Genomic DNA, 15,471 nt, shown 5'->3' with positions numbered 1-15,471 from the left:
GGGTTTCCCTTCAGAGGTAACGCTCGACGAGCACCAGTTCGGGATCGTCGGGGTCCATGCGCTGGGTGAAGCCGAGCTCGTGCATCAGCTTCAGCATCGGGGCGTTGTTCCTGAGCACCGTGCCCTCCATCACCGTCATGCCGTGATCGCGCGCGGCGCCGAACAGCGCCTTCATCAGCCGCGTGCCGATGCCCTGGTGCTGGACCTTGTCGTTCACCACGATGGCGAACTCGCAGCTGCGGCCGTCAGGGTTGATGACGTAGCGCGCCACGCCCACCTGCTGCGAGCTTTTGCCGCGCTGCACCATCGCCACCATCGCCATCTCTCGGCGGTAGTCGATCTGGGTGAACTGCACCAGCATCTCCGGCGAAAGCTCGTTCATCGAGCCCATGAAGCGGAACATCTTGGCCTCGTCGGAAAGCTCGCGCACGAAGGTCTGCTCGCTCTCGGCGTCTTCGGGGCGGATCGGACGGATGATCAGCGGCGTGCCATCGGTTAGGTAATCCTCGCGCACGAGGTGGCGCGGGTAGGGGTGGATCGACACGTGATCGTAGCGCCCGTCGCGCGCCGGCGGGCGGGCCACGCGCACCCGGGCATCCACCGCCAGCACCCCGTCGGGGCCTGCGAAGAGCGGGTTGATATCAAGCTCCACCACCTGCGGCAGTTCGCACACGAGGTCGGACACCCGCATCAGCACGTCGATCACCGCCTCGCGGTCGACGGCGGCCCTGTCGCGGAAGGCGTCGAGCAGGCGCGACACGCGGGTGCGGTTGATCAGCCGGTCGGCCAGCACCGAGTTCAGCGGCGGCAGGGCGACGGCGCTGTCTTTCAGAACCTCCACCATGGTGCCGCCGGCGCCGAACAGGATGGTGGGTCCGAACACCTTGTCGCGGCTGGCGCCGATCACCAGTTCGCGCCCGTCGGTGACCTTGGCCATGGCCTCGACGGTCACGCCCTTGATCCGCGCATTGGGCCGGGCCTTCTTCGCGGAGTCGACGATGGCGCGGAACGCGCGTTTCACCTCTGCGGCATCGGAAATGTTGATCCGCACGCCGCCGACGTCGGACTTGTGCGAAATGTCGGGCGAGTTGATCTTCACCGCGACGGGAAAGCCCACCGTTTCGGCCGCCACAAGCGTCTCGGCTTCGCTGTCGGCCTCGACGGTCAGGTTGATCGGGATGTGGAAGGCACGCATCAGCGCCTTCGACTCGACGTCCGACAGCATGTCGCGGTCTTCCGCGAGCACGGCGTCGACGATCATCCGTGCGCCTTCGAGATCGGGGTGATGGGTCTCCGACAGCGGCGAGGGGGTTTCGAGCGCCAGCCGGCGGTTGCGATGATGCTGGGCGAGGTAGGAAAACGCCGACACCGCCGGTTCGGGCGTGGCGAAATCGGGAATCCCGTTCGACGAGAGCAATTCGCGCGCCTCGGCCACCGAGGTTTCCCCCATGAAACTCGCAAGCAAGGGCTTGGTGCGCTTTTTCGGCAGCGCGTCGATCACCGCCCGGGCGATGGCGGTGGCCTCGGTCATCGCCTGCGGCGTGAGCAGCACGAGCAGCCCGTCGACGTTCGGATCGTCATAGACCGCCTTCACCGCCGCGCCGTATTCCTTCGCGCCCGCGTCGCCGAGCACGTCCACCGGGTTGCCGTGGCTCCAGTAGCGCGGCAGCACCTTGTCGAGCGCCTCGATCGTCTTGGGCGAGAGCTTGGCGAGATCCACCCGCGTATCGCCCGCGCGGTCGGCGGCAAGCACGCCCGCACCGCCGCCGTTGGTGACGATGGCGAGCCTGTTGCCCGCCGCGCGCTTGTTGGAACTGAGAATCTCGGCCGCCGCGAAGAGCTGGCCGAAGGAGAGCGCGCGCACCGCCCCGGTGCGCTCCAATGCGGCGTCAAACACCGTGTCGGTGCCCATCAGGGCGCCGGTATGCGTGGCCGCCGCCGCCGAGCTTGAGGCATGGCGGCCCGATTTCAGCACGATCACCGGCTTGAGCCGCGTCGTCGCCTTCATCGCCGAGAGAAAACTGGGCGCGTTCCGAATGCCCTCGACATAGAGCAGGATCGCGTCGGTGTGCGGGTCGGTGGCGAGAAACTGCATCACGTCGCCGAAGTCGATATTCGTCGAGTTGCCGAGGCTGACCAGGGCGGAAAACCCGAGGTGATGCGGCCCGGCCCAGTCGGAAATCGCCGAGTTGAGCGCGCCCGACTGGCTGATCAGCGCGATCCGGCCCTTCGGTGTGCCCGCGCGCAGGAAGGTGGCGTTCATGTTGTTCCAGGGCCGCACGAGGCCAACGCAGTTGGGCCCCATGAAGCGCACGCCGGCGCGCTGGGCCGCGGCGATCAGCTCTTTTTCCTCGTCGGCGCCGTCACCCCCGCCCTCGCCGAAGCCCGCCGACAGGATGATGGCGTTCTTCGTGCCCGCCTCGCCGAGATCGCGGATGATGCCGGGCACGGTGCGCGCCGGCGTGGCGATCACCGCGAGATCGACCTCCTCGCCGACATCGAGAATGCTGGGATAGCAGGTGAGCCCGCCCACCTTCTTGTATTTCGGGTTGATCGGGTAGATCGGCCCGGCGAAACCATCGGCGCGCAGGTTGGCGAACACGAGACTGCCAACGCTCTTGCCGCTTTCCGAGGCCCCGTAGACGGCGACGGAGCGCGGATTCATCATCTTCGCAAGGGGGTTGGCGTCCATGTTCACTCTCCTTGGGCCGGGCGATGCGCGCCCGGTTGGCTTGCTCGATCCTCCCCGTGTGGGCGGGATGCCCCACGAGCGCAAGCGGGTCTTTGATATCGGTCAACACGGGCGCGCTTGCGCCGTGGTGCCGTAACGTCAATCTCGCGTCACCCGAAGCGGGCCGGATCGAGGGCGGCGCGGGTTTCGGCGTCGATCTCTGGCGGGCGATCCGCAACCAGATCGGCCAGCAACCGGCTCGCGGCGGGGGCGGTCTGGAAACCGTAGCCGCCCTGGCCCGCGCACCAGAGGAAATCGCGGTCTTGCGGCGCAGGGCCGATCACCAGGTTGCCATCGGGCGAGAAGGTGCGCAGGCCCGCCCAGTTGGCGAGCATCCGGGTCACCGGCGTGGTCACATGCGCCTCCCAGCCGGCGATACCGGTTGCCAGCACCATGTCGTCGGCCCAGGCGTCGTGCGGCTCGACCGGCTCTGCATCGGCGGGAGAGATCAGCAGCGCGCCCGCGTCGGGTTTCATGTACCACGTCTCGCCGGCGCCGACGACCATCGGCCAGCCGCGCACGTCATGGCCCTCGGGGGCGGCGACGCGCGCCATCGAACGGCGCTTGGGGGTGAAGCCGATGGGGGGTATCCCGGCCATCCGCGCGATCGTGTCGGCCCAGGCGCCGGCCGCGTTCACCAGCTTGCGGGCCGTGTAGGTTTCGCCGCGGGCCTCCACTTCCCAGCCGGTCGGGATGCGCCGGATCGCGGTCACTTGCGCGCCGGTCACCACCTCGCCGTTCGCCCGGATCTCGCGGGCGAAGGTCTGGATCAGCCGGTCGGTGTCGATGTCCCATGCCTCTTCGTGCCAGGCGGCGAGGCGGACGGCCTGCGGATTGAGCACCGGCACCATGGTGCGGGCCTCGTCGACGTCGATGGGATGCAGGCCGATATTGGCGATGTCGGCGGCAAGTGCTTTCTCCTCGCCGTCGCCGGCGATGAACATGATCCCGCGCGGGCTGAGCACGCCGCCGTTGGCGTGGGCGTGATAATCGGCCGAGGCGCGCGACAGGGCGACGGTCGAGGCCAGCCCGTATTGCTGTTCGAACAGCGCCGCCGAGCGGCCCGAGGCGTGATGGCCGAGCCCGTCTTCCGCTTCCAGCAAGGTGACCCGGCCGAGTGCCGCCAGCCGGGCGCCTGCGGAGGTGCCGGCGATGCCGCCGCCGATGATCAGGAAGTCGTCCATCCCTGCAGGCTGCCACGGGCCGACAGCAAAGAAAAGGCCCCGCGCCGGGGAGCGCGGGGCCTGCACCGGGCGGGGCGTTGCCGCGGTGCCTCGGGGATCATTGTTGCGGGACGGAGGGGAAATCCTGCGTGTTCACCACGCCGTCGCGGTTGCGGTCGAAGCGCGGCAGCCAGGCCTCGCCGGCCTTGACGAATTCGTCAAGGCTGATCCGGCCATCGCCGTCGGCATCAAGCGCGCCGGCCATCCGTTCCTGCATGGCCTGCGGCCCGGTTCCCTGCTGACCCGGTTGCCATCCCATGCCGCCGCCGGGGCCCATGCCCTGAGGTTGGCCCCATCCGGGTTGCATCATGCCCTGCGGTTGGCCCCAGCCTTGCTGCGGCCCCCAACCTTGCTGCGGGCCGTAACCTTGCGGCTGGCCCCAACCCGGCGCGGTGCCCCAGCCAGGGTTCGGCTGGCCATAGCCCCAACCCGGGTGCGGCATCCGGTAGCCGTAGCCCTGCATTGGGCCGTAGCCTTGCCCGGGTGCCTGCATCATCGGCCCGCGCGGACTCATGCCGGGTTGCCCCATGCCCGGACCGGGGCCGTATCCTTCGCCCGGGCCGCGCGCGTTGTTGTCTTGCATCGCATCGCGCATGGCGTTGTGGTCGGCGAGTTCCTCGGCCGAGAGATAGCCGTCATCGTTGGTATCGAAGGTGGTGAACAGGTCGCCGCGGCGCTCGAGCACTTCCTCAAGCGTCACCTGACCGTCGCCATCGGTGTCCCAGTTGGTGAAAAAGTTCGCACCCGGCGCCTGTGCCAGCGCCGCGACGGGCAGGGCGAGCGCGAGCATGGCGGCGGACAGAAGCGATGTCTTGGCGTGGCGTTTCATAGCGTGGCTCCTCTTGGATGATCCTTGGTTACTGAACATCAAACGCGCGGCGCGGCAGTTTCCGTCGCCACACGGGAGCAGACAGGGCCTCGCACCACGAAAAAAGGCCCCGCGCGCCGCGCGGGGCCTTTCGTTCTCGTGCCGTCAAGCGATCAGTTGGGGATTTCGCCCTCGATGCCCTCGACGTAGAAATCCATGCCCAGCAGGGTGCCGTCGTCGGCGGTTTCGCCCTCGGCGAGCCAGACCGAGCCGTCCTGCTTGTTGAGCGGGCCGGTGAAGGGGTGGTACTCGCCCGACGCGATCGCGTCCTTGAGCGCCAGCGCTTCGGCCTTCACATCGGCCGGCACGGCGTCGGAGATCTCGCCGATGCCCACCATGCCCGGGCCGATGCCGTCCCACGTGTCGGCGGTTTCCCAGGTGCCGTCGATCACGGCGCCCACGCGTTCGATGTAGTAGGGCGCCCAGTCGTCGATGATCGAGGAGACCCGCGGCATCGGCGCGTATTCGATCATGTCGGAGGCCTGGCCGAAGGTGTAGACGTTGCCGGCCTCGGCGGCGGCGGCCTGCGGCGCGGTGGAGTCGGTGTGCTGCAGGATCACGTCGGCGCCCTGCTCGATCAGCGCCTTGGCGGCGTCGGCTTCCTTGGCCGGATCAAACCAGGTGTAGGCCCAGATGATCTTGAACTGGATATCGGGGTTGACCTTCTTGGCGTGGATATAGGCCGAGTTGATGCCGCGGATCACTTCCGGGATCGGGTAGGAGGCGATGTAGCCGACGATGTTCGATTCCGTCAGGTGCCCGGCGATGGTGCCCTGCACGGCGCGACCCTCGTAGAACCGCGCGGAGTAGACCGCGAGGTTGTCGGCCGTCTTGTAGCCGGTGGCGTGCTCGAATTTCACGTCGGGGAATTTCTCGGCCACGGCAACGGTCGCGTCCATGAAGCCGAAGGAGGTGGTGAAGATCAGGTCGGCGCCGGAAAGCGCCATCTGGGTGATCGCGCGCTCGGCGTCGGCGCCCTCGGGCACGCTTTCCTGGTAGACCGTTTCCACCGCGTCGCCGTAGTGCTCTTCAACCGCCAGGCGGGCCTTGTTGTGCTCGTAGGTCCAGCCGCCGTCGCCGATCGGGCCGACGTAGATGAAGCCCACCTTGGTCTTGTCCTGCGCGACCGCGGCGCCGGCGACGCCGGTGGCCAGGGCAGCGCCGACTGCGAGGGTTTTGAGAAGGTTCATGTCAGTCTCCGTGGTTTGTTGTCAGGTTTCTGTTCACGGCGCTCGGGTCTGGCGCCTTGGTTGGGCACCGAAGCGGTGCGATGCCGCGATCCCCCATCGCGGATTCACGTTCAGCTCGAGGCATGGAACACCCGCCCGAGCGAGCCCGGCGCGCCGTGGTTGCCGCGCAGCGAGATTATGACCAGCACGAGGATCGTGACAAGGTAGGGCGACATCGAGAGGTATTCGACCGGGATCGCCACCCCCGCCGCCTGAAGGTTGAGCTGCAACACGCTCACGCCGCCGAAAAGATAGGCGCCGAGCAAAATTCGGCCCGCCCGCCACGAGGCGAAGACGACGATGGCAAGCGCGATCCAGCCCGCGCCGGCGGTCATCCCCTCGACCCAGGTGGGCACCCGCACGAGGCTGAGATAGGCCCCGCCCATGCCCGCCGAGGCGCCGCCGAACAGGATCGCCGCGAGCCGCACGCGGATCACCTTGTAGCCGAGCGCATGGGCGGCGGTGTGGTTCTCGCCCACCGCGCGCAAGACAAGACCCGCGCGGGTGTATTTCAGCCCGGCCCAGACGCCGAGCACGATCAGCAGCGAGAGGTAGACCATGGGATCGTGGCGGAACAGCACAGGTCCGAGCACGGGGATGTCGGAGAGCAGGGGAATGTCGAGCTTGCCGAGCGAGGGCGCCTTGATCCCCTCGTAGGGTTTGCCGATCAGCGATGACAGCCCGAGGCCGAACAGCGTGAGCCCCAGCCCGGTGGCGACCTGGTTCGACTTCAGCACCTGGGTGATCAGGCCGAACAGCAGCGCGAGCCCCGCACCCGCCAGCGCGGCGGCGACGAATCCCGCTGCGGGGCTGCCGGAATTCACCGCAACGGCGAAGCCGACCACCGCGCCGGTGATCATCATGCCTTCGACCCCGAGGTTCAGCACGCCGGCTTTCTCCACCACCATCTCGCCGATCGCGGCCAGCAGGATCGGGGTGGCCGCCACCATCAGCGAGGCGGCGAGCAGGACCGGGTTGATCTGTCCGAGGTCCATCACGCGGCCCTTTCACAATGTGCGCCTGCGGCGCGCTCGACTTGTTTGCGTTCAGGCCACGCAGGCCTTGGGGATTCCACCCCCAAACCCCCGAGGTATTTCTGGACCCAAGAAGACAGGGGGGCGTGCCTTGGTTTCATGCCGCCTCCCTCGTCTTGATGCGGATGCGGTAGTTGGCGAAGACATCCATCGCCAGCAGGAAGAACAAGAGCATCCCCTGGAACAGCTGAATCGCGGCGGCGGGCATGCCGAGCATGAGCTGGGCCAGTTCGCCGCCGATATAGGTGAGCGCCATCAAGAGGCCCGCGAGCAGAATGCCGACGGGGTGGAGGCGACCGAGGAAGGCGACGATGATCGCGGTGAAGCCATAGCCCGAGCCGAAGTCGATCGAGATCTGCCCGGCGGGGCCGGTGACCTCGAACAGCCCGGCCATGCCGGCGAGCGCGCCCGCCATGCCGAGGCTGAACACCACCAGCCGCGTGGGGTTCACCCCGGCGAAGCGCGCCGCGCGCGGGGCCTCGCCGGTGAGCCGGATGGAAAAGCCCATCTTGTGGCGCGTCATCAGCACGTAGGCCGCGATCACCGCGATGAAGGCGGCGACGACGCCCCAGTGCATCCCCGTGCCGGGAAGAAGTTCGAGGTTTGAGGCGGCCGGGTAGTCGCGCGCGAAGTTGCGGCTGCCGGGAAAGCCGCGCCCCTCGGGGTTTTTCAGCACGCCCGAGGCGACCGAGGCGAGAATGTTCTCGGCGACGTAGACCAGCATCAGCGAAACCAGGATCTCGTTGGTGCCGAGGCGGGTTTTCAGGATCGCCGGGATCATAGCCCAGGCCCAGCCGCCGAGCGCGCCGGCGATCACCATGGCGGGGAAGATCAGGCGGCTTTCGGTCGGGTAGAAGGCCAGCCCCACGGCCGCACCCACCACCGCGCCGATGATGTATTGCCCCTCGGCGCCGATGTTCCAGATCCCGGCCTTGAACCCGAGCGAGAGGCCGATGGCGATCAGGATCAGGGGGGCCGCCTTGACCAGCAGCTGCGGGCGGGAATAGGCGCCGAAGGTGGGATCGAACAGCGGGTCGAGGAAGATCGTGCGGATCGCCTCAACCGGGTTGGCGCCGAGCGCCCAGAACATCACCCCGCCCGCCAGCATGGTGGCGATCACCGCGAAAAGAGGGGTGAGCCCGAGCATCAGCCGCGAGGGTGCGGGGCGTTTTTCCAGTGCGAACCTCATGCCTGCACCTCCGCGATGGCGTTTTCGTCGGCCACGTCCATGTCATGCGCGCCGCCCATCATCAGGCCGACCTCCTCGATGGTCAGCCCGCGCGCGGGCCGGATCGGGGCGAGGCGGCCTTCATTGAGTGCGGTGAAATGGTCGGCGATGTCCATCAACTCGTCGAGATCCTGGCTGATCACCACCACGCCGGCCCCGGTCTCGGCGAGGTCGAGCAGCGCCTGCCGGATCGCGGCGGCGGCGGAGGCGTCGACGCCCCAGGTGGGCTGGTTGACGACAAAGACATCGGGTTTTTGCAGGATTTCTCGCCCGATGACGAATTTCTGCAGGTTGCCGCCGGAGAGCGCGCCCGCCGCCGTTTCGGCCCCCGGGGTGCGCACGTCGAAACGCTCGATCACCCGGGTGGCGAAATCGCGCGCCTTGCCCCAGTGGATGAAACCGCGCGTCGAAAGCCGCTCGCGCACGTCGCCGGTGAGCAGGGCGTTTTCGGTCAGGCTCATCTCCGGCGCGGCGGCGTGGCCGAGGCGTTCTTCCGGCGCGGCCAGCAGCCCGAGCGCGCGGCGCGCAGTGGGGCGCAGGCGGCCGACGTCGCGCCCCCGCAGCGAGATCATGCCGGGTGGCGCCGGGCGCTCGCCCGAGAGCGCGGCCAGCAGTTCGTCCTGACCGTTCCCCGCGACCCCTCCGATCCCGAGCACCTCGCCGGCGCGCAGGGTGAAGCCGATCTCGCGCAGCGGTGTTCCGAAGTCGCTGGGCGCGGGCAGGCTCAGGCCGGTGACCTCGAGCAGCACCTCGCCGGATTCGCCGCCCTCGCGTTCGGGCTGGTGCAGCACGCTCCCCACCATCATCTCGGCCAGGTCACGCGCGGTTTTCTCGCGCGGGTCGCAGGTGGCCACCACGCGGCCGAGCCGGAGCACCGTGGCATCTTCGCACAGGTTGCGGATCTCTTCGAGCTTGTGGCTGATGTAGAGGATCGAGGTGCCCTCGGCGGCGAGCTTGCGCAGCGTCGTGAACAGGATCTGCACTTCCTGCGGGGTGAGCACCGAGGTGGGCTCGTCCATGATCAGGAGCTTGGGGTTCTGCAGCAGGCAGCGCACGATCTCGACGCGCTGGCGCTCGCCGGCCGAGAGATCGCCGACGGTGCGGTCGGGATCGAGCGGCAGGCCGTAGGCTTCGCTGACCTCGCGGATGCGCGCGCCGAGTTGGCGCTGGCCGGGTGGATCGTCCATGCCGAGCGCGACGTTTTCGGCGACGCTCAGCGCGTCGAACAGCGAGAAATGCTGAAACACCATCGCCACGCCCGCGGCCCGCGCCGCGCGCGGGTTGGCCGGGGCGAAGGGCGTGCCGTTCAGCAGCATCCGGCCGGCGTCGGGTTTGACGAGCCCGTAGATGGTCTTGACCAGCGTCGACTTGCCGGCGCCGTTTTCGCCGAGAAGCGCGTGCACCTCGCCGGGCTTGATCTGAAAGGACACGTCGTCATTGGCGACCACGCCCGGATAGGCCTTGGTCAGGCCCTCAAGCGTCAAGAGCGCGTCTGTCATCCCCGTTCCCCTCGTCCCCTGGCGCCGGGCGTTCCGCCTCGTTTTGTGCCAGTTCCATGAGTAGCCCGTAGGCGACGCCCACGGCAATGGCCTGCGGATGTTTGCCGAGGCGCTTTTCGCCCACCGGGCAGCGGATGCGTGCGATCGCATCGGGCCGGTGGCCCATCTGCCCAAGTCTTGCGCGGAACCGGGCCCACTTGGTGGCGGAGCCGATCAGCCCGAGACCGGCGAAGCCGTGGCCGAGCAGGGCGTCGCAGAGGGCAAGATCGAAGGCGTGGGAATAGGTGAGCACGATGTGATGCGCGTTTGCCGGGGCATCGGCGGCGGCGGCGGCGAGATCCGGCGCGCTGCGGTGGGTGACGCCCGCGGGGATCGTGGCGGGAAAGCGGTCCGCGCCGGTGTCGAGCCAGGTGAGCGCGAGGCCGGGGTGTGGCGCGAGCGTCTCCACGAGCGCGCGCCCGACATGGCCCGCGCCCCAGATCCAGACCGGGGCCCGGGTGGCGCTGAGGGGTTCGACGAACCAGCCCTCGACCAGGCGGGGGCTCGGGCGCGCGCCCGAGCGCCGCGCCTGCGCGCGCAGGCGCACCACCGCGAGCGGCGGCGTTTGGCTGGCGCCGTCATCGACGGGGCGGGCGTGGAGGGTGTCGGTCAGCGCGGCGAGGGCGTCGGCATCCCAAGCTTCGAACAGGAGCGTGACCGCGCCGCCGCAGCATTGGCCGAGGTCGGGCCCGAGCAGGGCCTTGCGGCTGGCGCGCGCCTCGCCCCGGGCAAGCATCTCGCGGGCCTGTGCCGCCGCCTCGTATTCCAGCGCGCCGCCGCCGATGGTGCCTTCCTGCCCACCGGGCCAGACCAGCATCGCCGCCCCCACTTCGCGCGGGGCCGAGCCGAGCACCTCGGCCACCACCACGCGCACCACGCTCCCCTGCGCAGCGACGGCGCTGGCGAGGGTGGCGCGGTCGAGGCTCACCGGCGCACCCGCCGGGCGGCCATCAGCACGCGTTCGGGCGTGGCGGGGGCATCGAGCGCGGGGTAATCCGTGCCACAGGCCGCGACCGCGTCCGATAGCGCCATCAGTGCCGAGATCCCGAGCATCAGCGGCGGTTCGCCCACCGCCTTCGAGCGGTAGATCGTCGGCAGGCTGTTGGGTTCGCCCCAGAGCGCGATATTGAACACTTCCGGCATGTCGGAGGCGGTGGGGATCTTGTAGGTGGAGGGGGCATGGGTGCGCAGCCGGCCCTCGTCATCCCAGACCAGTTCCTCGGTGGTGAGCCAGCCCGCGCCCTGCACGAAGCCGCCCTCGATCTGGCCCATGTCGATCGCCGGGTTCAGGCTCTCGCCGACATCGTGCAGGATGTCGGTGCGCAAGAGGCGATACTCGCCGCTGAGCGTGTCGATCACCACTTCCGTCACCGCCGCGCCGAGGGCGAAGTAGTAGAACGGATGACCGGTGCCCGTGCTGCGGTCCCAGCTGATTTCGGGGGTCTTGTAGAACCCCGTGGCCGAAAGGCTCACGCGGCCCTCGTAGCAGGCCTTCGCGGCCTCGGTGAAGGATAGGCGCAAGCCCCCGACATGCACTTTTCCGCCCTTGAAGGCGATCTGGCGCGGTTTCAGCCCGTGGGTGGCTGACAGATATCGAGCCATCCGGCCCCTGATCTCGTCGCAGGCCGCCTTCACCGCCATGCCGTTCAAGTCGGAGCCGGAGGACGCGGCGGTGGCGGAGGTGTTGGGCACCTTGTGGGTATCGGTCGCGGTGATCTGCACCCGGCCCATGCCGATGCCGAACGCGCTGGCGGCCACCTGCGCCACCTTCTGGTTCAGCCCCTGGCCCATCTCGGTGCCGCCGTGGTTGAGGTGCACCGAGCCGTCCTGGTAGACGTGCACCAGCGCGCCGGCCTGGTTGAGGTGGGTGAGCGTGAAGCTGATGCCGAATTTCACCGGGGTGAGCGCGATGCCGCGCTTGAGCACGTCGTTCTCGGCGTTCCACGCCGCGATCGCCGCGCGCCGCTCCTCGTAGTTCGAGCTGTCGACCAGCACCTTGACCATGTCGGGCAGCACGAAGCCTTTCACCGGCTGGCCGTAATGCGTCTCCTGCACCTTGGTCTTGGTGTAGAAATTCTTGCGCCGCACGGCGAGCGGGTCGAGCCCGAGGTGATGGGCGACGTGGTCGATCACCCGTTCGATGCCGAGCATGCCCTGCGGCCCGCCGAAGCCGCGAAAGGCGGTGGCCGAGGCGGTGTTGGTGCGCAGCCGGTGGCTTTCGATCCGGAGCGCGGGGATGAAATAGGCGTTGTCGGCGTGCAGCATGGCGCGGTCGGCCACCGGCGCGGTGAGATCGGCCGACCAGCCCGCGCGCACATGATGGGTGAAATCGACGCCGAGCAGCCGCCCGCCCGCGTTCACCCCGGCGCGGTAGCGGATGCGCAGATCGTGGCGCTTGCCGGTGATCGTCATGTCGTCGTCGCGGTCGTAGCGCATCTTGCAGGGACGGCCGGTTTTTTGCGCCGCGACGGCACAGGCCACCGCGAGCCAGTTGCCCTGGCTCTCCTTGCCGCCGAAACCGCCGCCCATGCGCCGGGTCTCGACCCGGACCGCGCTCATGTGCACCCCAAGCGCCTCGGCCACCTTGTGCTGAACCTCGGTGGGGTGCTGGGTGGAGGAGTGCACCTGCATCTCTCCCGCCTCGCCGGGCAGCGCCAGCGCGGCCTGGCCTTCGAGGTAGAAATGCTCCTGGCCACCGATCTCGATCTCGCCCTCGATCACGTGGGCCGCCTCGGCCAGCGCCGCCTCGACATCGCCGCGCACCCAGGTGAGCGGGCCGCCCTCGAAATGGCTGCCGGCGGCGAGCGCGTCGTCGATGCTGAGGATCGCCGGGCGCGGGTCGATCACGATCTCGCCCAGCCGCGCCGCCGCCCGGGCCGCGCGGTGGCTGGTGGCGATCACGAGGAAGATCGGCTGGCCGTGGTAATGCACCTCGCCGGTGGCGAGGAGCGGTTCATCATGCGCGGCGGGGGAGCAATCGGTGGGCCGGTCGAGATCGGCGGCGGTGAGCACCGCCACCACCCCCGGCGCTGCGCGCACGGCGGAAAGATCGGCCGAGGCGATTACCCCGCGCGCCGCGTCCGAGAGCCCGAAGGCAAGGTGCAGCGTGCCCGGCGGGGTGGGGATGTCGTCGATGTAGCGCGCCGCGCCGGTGACGTGAAGGGTGGCGCTGTCGTGCGGCAGGGCTTTGGAAACGCTCATGGCGACACCTCCCCGACGGTCACGACCGCGCCCTGATCCTCGAGCCAGTAGCGCATGAGCAGGTTCGCTGCGCCGCCGAGGCGATAGCTCATCGAGGCGCGCATGTCGCTGAGCGGGGTGAAATCCTGCGCGATCGCCGCCATCGCGGCCTCGACGCTGGCCCTTGTCCAGGGCTGGCCGGTGAGCGCTGCCTCGACCGCACGGGCGCGTTTCGGCGTGCCCGCCATGCCGCCGTAGACGATCCGCGCCGATTTCACTTTTCCGTCCTCGATGACGATATTGAAGGCGCCGAGCACGGCGGAAATATCCTGATCGAACCTTTTTGAGAGTTTGTAGACGCGCAGGCGGCTCGCCTGTCCGGGCTCGCGCGGCACCGTCACGGCCTCGACGAATTCGCCGGGTGCGATGTCCTGCTTGCCGTAGTCGATGAAGAAATCCTCCAGCGCGATCTCGCGCGTGGCATCGCCCCGGCGCAGGATCAGCGTGGCTCCCAGCGCGATCAGCGGCGGCGGCGCGTCGCCGATCGGCGAGCCGTTGGCGATGTTGCCGCCGACGGTGGCCGCGCCGCGCACCTGGGCGGAGGCGAAGCGCGCGAGCATGGCGGCGAAATGCGGGTGATGTTCGGCCATGGCGAGGCGCAGCGCCTCGATGCTGGCCGAAGCGCCGATGCGTATCATGTAGGGCGCGGTCTCGATCCGGGCCATCTCCTCGATCTGGCTGACGAAGACCACTTCGCCGAGATCGCGGAACTGCTTGTTGACCCAGAGCGCCACATCGGTCGCCCCGGCGATGATCCGGGCCTCGGGATGGGCAGTGAGAAACGCCGCGAGCGCCTCGGCCGTCGCCGGCAATTGCGCCTCGGAAGCGCCGCGCGGGCCGGGGCCGGCGGGCAGGCCGCGCAGCCATTTCGGCACCGGCTTGTGCACGGCGATATTGGCGGCCTTCAGAATCGGGGCGTAGCCGGTGCAGCGGCAGAGGTTGCCCGCGAGCTGGCGGGCGTGGTCGGTCTCGCCTGCGATCCGGCCGGCCGCGAGGCTCACCACGATGCCCGGCGTGCAGAAGCCACACTGGCTGCCGTGGTGCTCGACCATCGCCGCCTGCACCGGGTGCAGGCTGCCGTCGGGCGCGGACAGCCCCTCGACGGTGGTGAGTGCCTTGCCGTCGAGCTGCGGCAGGAACAGAAGGCAGGCGTTGAGCGCGCGGCTGTCCTGCGCGTCGGTCACCATCACCGTGCAGGCGCCGCAATCGCCTTCGTTGCAGCCTTCCTTGGTGCCGGTCAGTCCGCGCGCCTCGCGCAGCCAGTCAAGCGCCGTGACCGTCGGATCGACGTTCCTCAGCGCGACGGTCTCTCCGTTGAGAAGAAACGCGATATCCATGCAAGTGTCCGCCGCCTTACCCTGTTGGCCCCGGCAACCCTTCGATGCGGCGTAGAAGGGCGGGGTTATCGTTGCCGCCAGAAAAGCGCAGAAAGCCGCTCAAGGCAAGCCGGGCTTGATCTGGGGCAAGGCCGCGGGATCAAACCTGTGCGATCAGGGGGCGGAACAGGGAGGGCTTTGCCGTGAAAACCGCCGTTTTCGTGATCATTCTCGCACTGGGCGTGGTGCTGGTGGCGCTACTGGTGCTGGGCGCGCGGTTCTCGCGTGACCTCGACCGGCTCGAGGCGCGACTGGCGGCAGCGCCCGCCGGCGCGGCGCGCGACGATCTGCCCGAGGCGATCGGGGCCTTCGCCATGCGGGGCCTTGCGGGTGGCGTTCCGGCGCCCGCGATCTTCCTCGAACAGGCCGCCGAGATGCGGTTGAAGAAAGGCGCAAACTGGCAGGCGATGGCGGCGCGCCAGACGATCGCCACCGCCCAGCCGGGCTTTGCATGGGTGGCGCGGATGCGCCTTGGCCCGGTGCCGGTGGTGCGCGTGCTCGACGCTTATGAAAACGGCGAGGGGCTGCTCGAGGTCCGCCTGTTCGGCGCCATCCGTCTCGATGCCAGCTCGGGCCCCGAAATGGCGCTGGGCGAAGGCCTGCGCTACCTTGCCGAGTTGCCCTGGGCCCCCGATGCGATGCTGGTGAACCGCCAGATTTCCTGGGGCGAAACCGACGAGGGCATCACCGCCCGGATCGAGACGGCGGGCGGGCCGGCCGAGGTCATCTTCACGCTCGACGCGGCGGGCGACATCGTGTCGGTGCTCGCGCGCGACCGCCCCGCCGCCCTGGCCGATGGCACCCCGGCCCCGCTCGACTGGCGCGGGCGCTTTTTCGATTATGTCGAGATCGGCGGGCGGCGCGTGCCCACCGGTGCCGAGGTCGGGTATGATTATCCCGACGGGTACGAGGCCTACTTCCGCGGGCGGGTGACCGCGCTCACACCCCGGGGCTGACGCCGATTCACGATTTCGCGGCTTGCCCCCGCGGCCTGCCGCCCTACA

At 69.0% G+C, this 15,471-nt stretch carries 11 protein-coding genes; 1 reads left to right on the top strand and 10 read right to left on the bottom strand.

The annotated features are described in order from the left end of the window. Positions 1 to 10 precede the first annotated feature (10 nt). The 10 genes from IEW01_RS16785 to IEW01_RS16740 form a co-directional block, all read right to left on the bottom strand. Positions 11 to 2,692 (bottom strand): bifunctional acetate--CoA ligase family protein/GNAT family N-acetyltransferase, encoded by a 2,682-nt coding sequence (locus IEW01_RS16785; RefSeq protein WP_188529979.1) that lies wholly within the window; start codon positions 2,690 to 2,692, stop codon positions 11 to 13. Between the two features lie 149 nt (positions 2,693 to 2,841). Beyond that, complete coding sequence (locus tag IEW01_RS16780; protein WP_188529977.1) at positions 2,842 to 3,915, bottom strand: NAD(P)/FAD-dependent oxidoreductase; 1,074 nt, start codon at positions 3,913 to 3,915, stop codon at positions 2,842 to 2,844. A 97-nt stretch (positions 3,916 to 4,012) separates the two neighbouring features. Then, complete coding sequence (locus tag IEW01_RS16775; RefSeq protein WP_188529975.1) at positions 4,013 to 4,783, bottom strand: EF-hand domain-containing protein; 771 nt, start codon at positions 4,781 to 4,783, stop codon at positions 4,013 to 4,015. A 152-nt stretch (positions 4,784 to 4,935) separates the two neighbouring features. Then, on the bottom strand, positions 4,936 to 6,012 hold the full coding sequence (locus tag IEW01_RS16770) for a BMP family ABC transporter substrate-binding protein (protein WP_188529973.1): 1,077 nt from the start codon (positions 6,010 to 6,012) through the stop codon (positions 4,936 to 4,938). A 110-nt stretch (positions 6,013 to 6,122) separates the two neighbouring features. Further along, positions 6,123 to 7,046, bottom strand: a complete 924-nt coding sequence (locus IEW01_RS16765) for an ABC transporter permease (protein ID WP_188529971.1) — start codon at positions 7,044 to 7,046, stop codon at positions 6,123 to 6,125. Between the two features lie 136 nt (positions 7,047 to 7,182). Further along, complete coding sequence (locus IEW01_RS16760) at positions 7,183 to 8,274, bottom strand: ABC transporter permease (RefSeq protein WP_188529969.1); 1,092 nt, start codon at positions 8,272 to 8,274, stop codon at positions 7,183 to 7,185. After that, a complete protein-coding gene (locus IEW01_RS16755) occupies positions 8,271 to 9,812 on the bottom strand; it encodes an ABC transporter ATP-binding protein (RefSeq protein WP_188529967.1) in 1,542 nt (513 codons plus the stop codon). Before IEW01_RS16755 ends, IEW01_RS16760 begins: the two co-directional genes overlap by 4 nt. After that, positions 9,787 to 10,779, bottom strand: coding sequence for a xanthine dehydrogenase accessory protein XdhC (xdhC, locus tag IEW01_RS16750; protein ID WP_188529965.1), 993 nt, complete (start codon positions 10,777 to 10,779; stop codon positions 9,787 to 9,789). The genes IEW01_RS16755 and xdhC overlap by 26 nt, the downstream gene beginning before the upstream one ends. Beyond that, positions 10,776 to 13,052 (bottom strand): xanthine dehydrogenase molybdopterin binding subunit, encoded by a 2,277-nt coding sequence (xdhB, locus tag IEW01_RS16745; protein ID WP_188529963.1) that lies wholly within the window; start codon positions 13,050 to 13,052, stop codon positions 10,776 to 10,778. The genes xdhC and xdhB overlap by 4 nt, the downstream gene beginning before the upstream one ends. Further along, positions 13,049 to 14,428, bottom strand: coding sequence for a xanthine dehydrogenase small subunit (locus IEW01_RS16740; RefSeq protein WP_188529961.1), 1,380 nt, complete (start codon positions 14,426 to 14,428; stop codon positions 13,049 to 13,051). Before IEW01_RS16740 ends, xdhB begins: the two co-directional genes overlap by 4 nt. Before the next feature lie 182 nt (positions 14,429 to 14,610). Between IEW01_RS16740 and IEW01_RS16735 the strand changes: the two genes are divergently transcribed. After that, a complete protein-coding gene (locus IEW01_RS16735) occupies positions 14,611 to 15,423 on the top strand; it encodes a DUF6544 family protein (protein ID WP_188529959.1) in 813 nt (270 codons plus the stop codon). The last annotated feature ends 48 nt before the right edge of the window (positions 15,424 to 15,471 follow it).

Origin of the sequence: Sinisalibacter lacisalsi (genome assembly GCF_014640115.1) — a bacterium.
Lineage (GTDB): Bacteria > Pseudomonadota > Alphaproteobacteria > Rhodobacterales > Rhodobacteraceae > Sinisalibacter > Sinisalibacter lacisalsi.
This window is presented reverse-complemented; position numbering and strand designations above follow the sequence as displayed.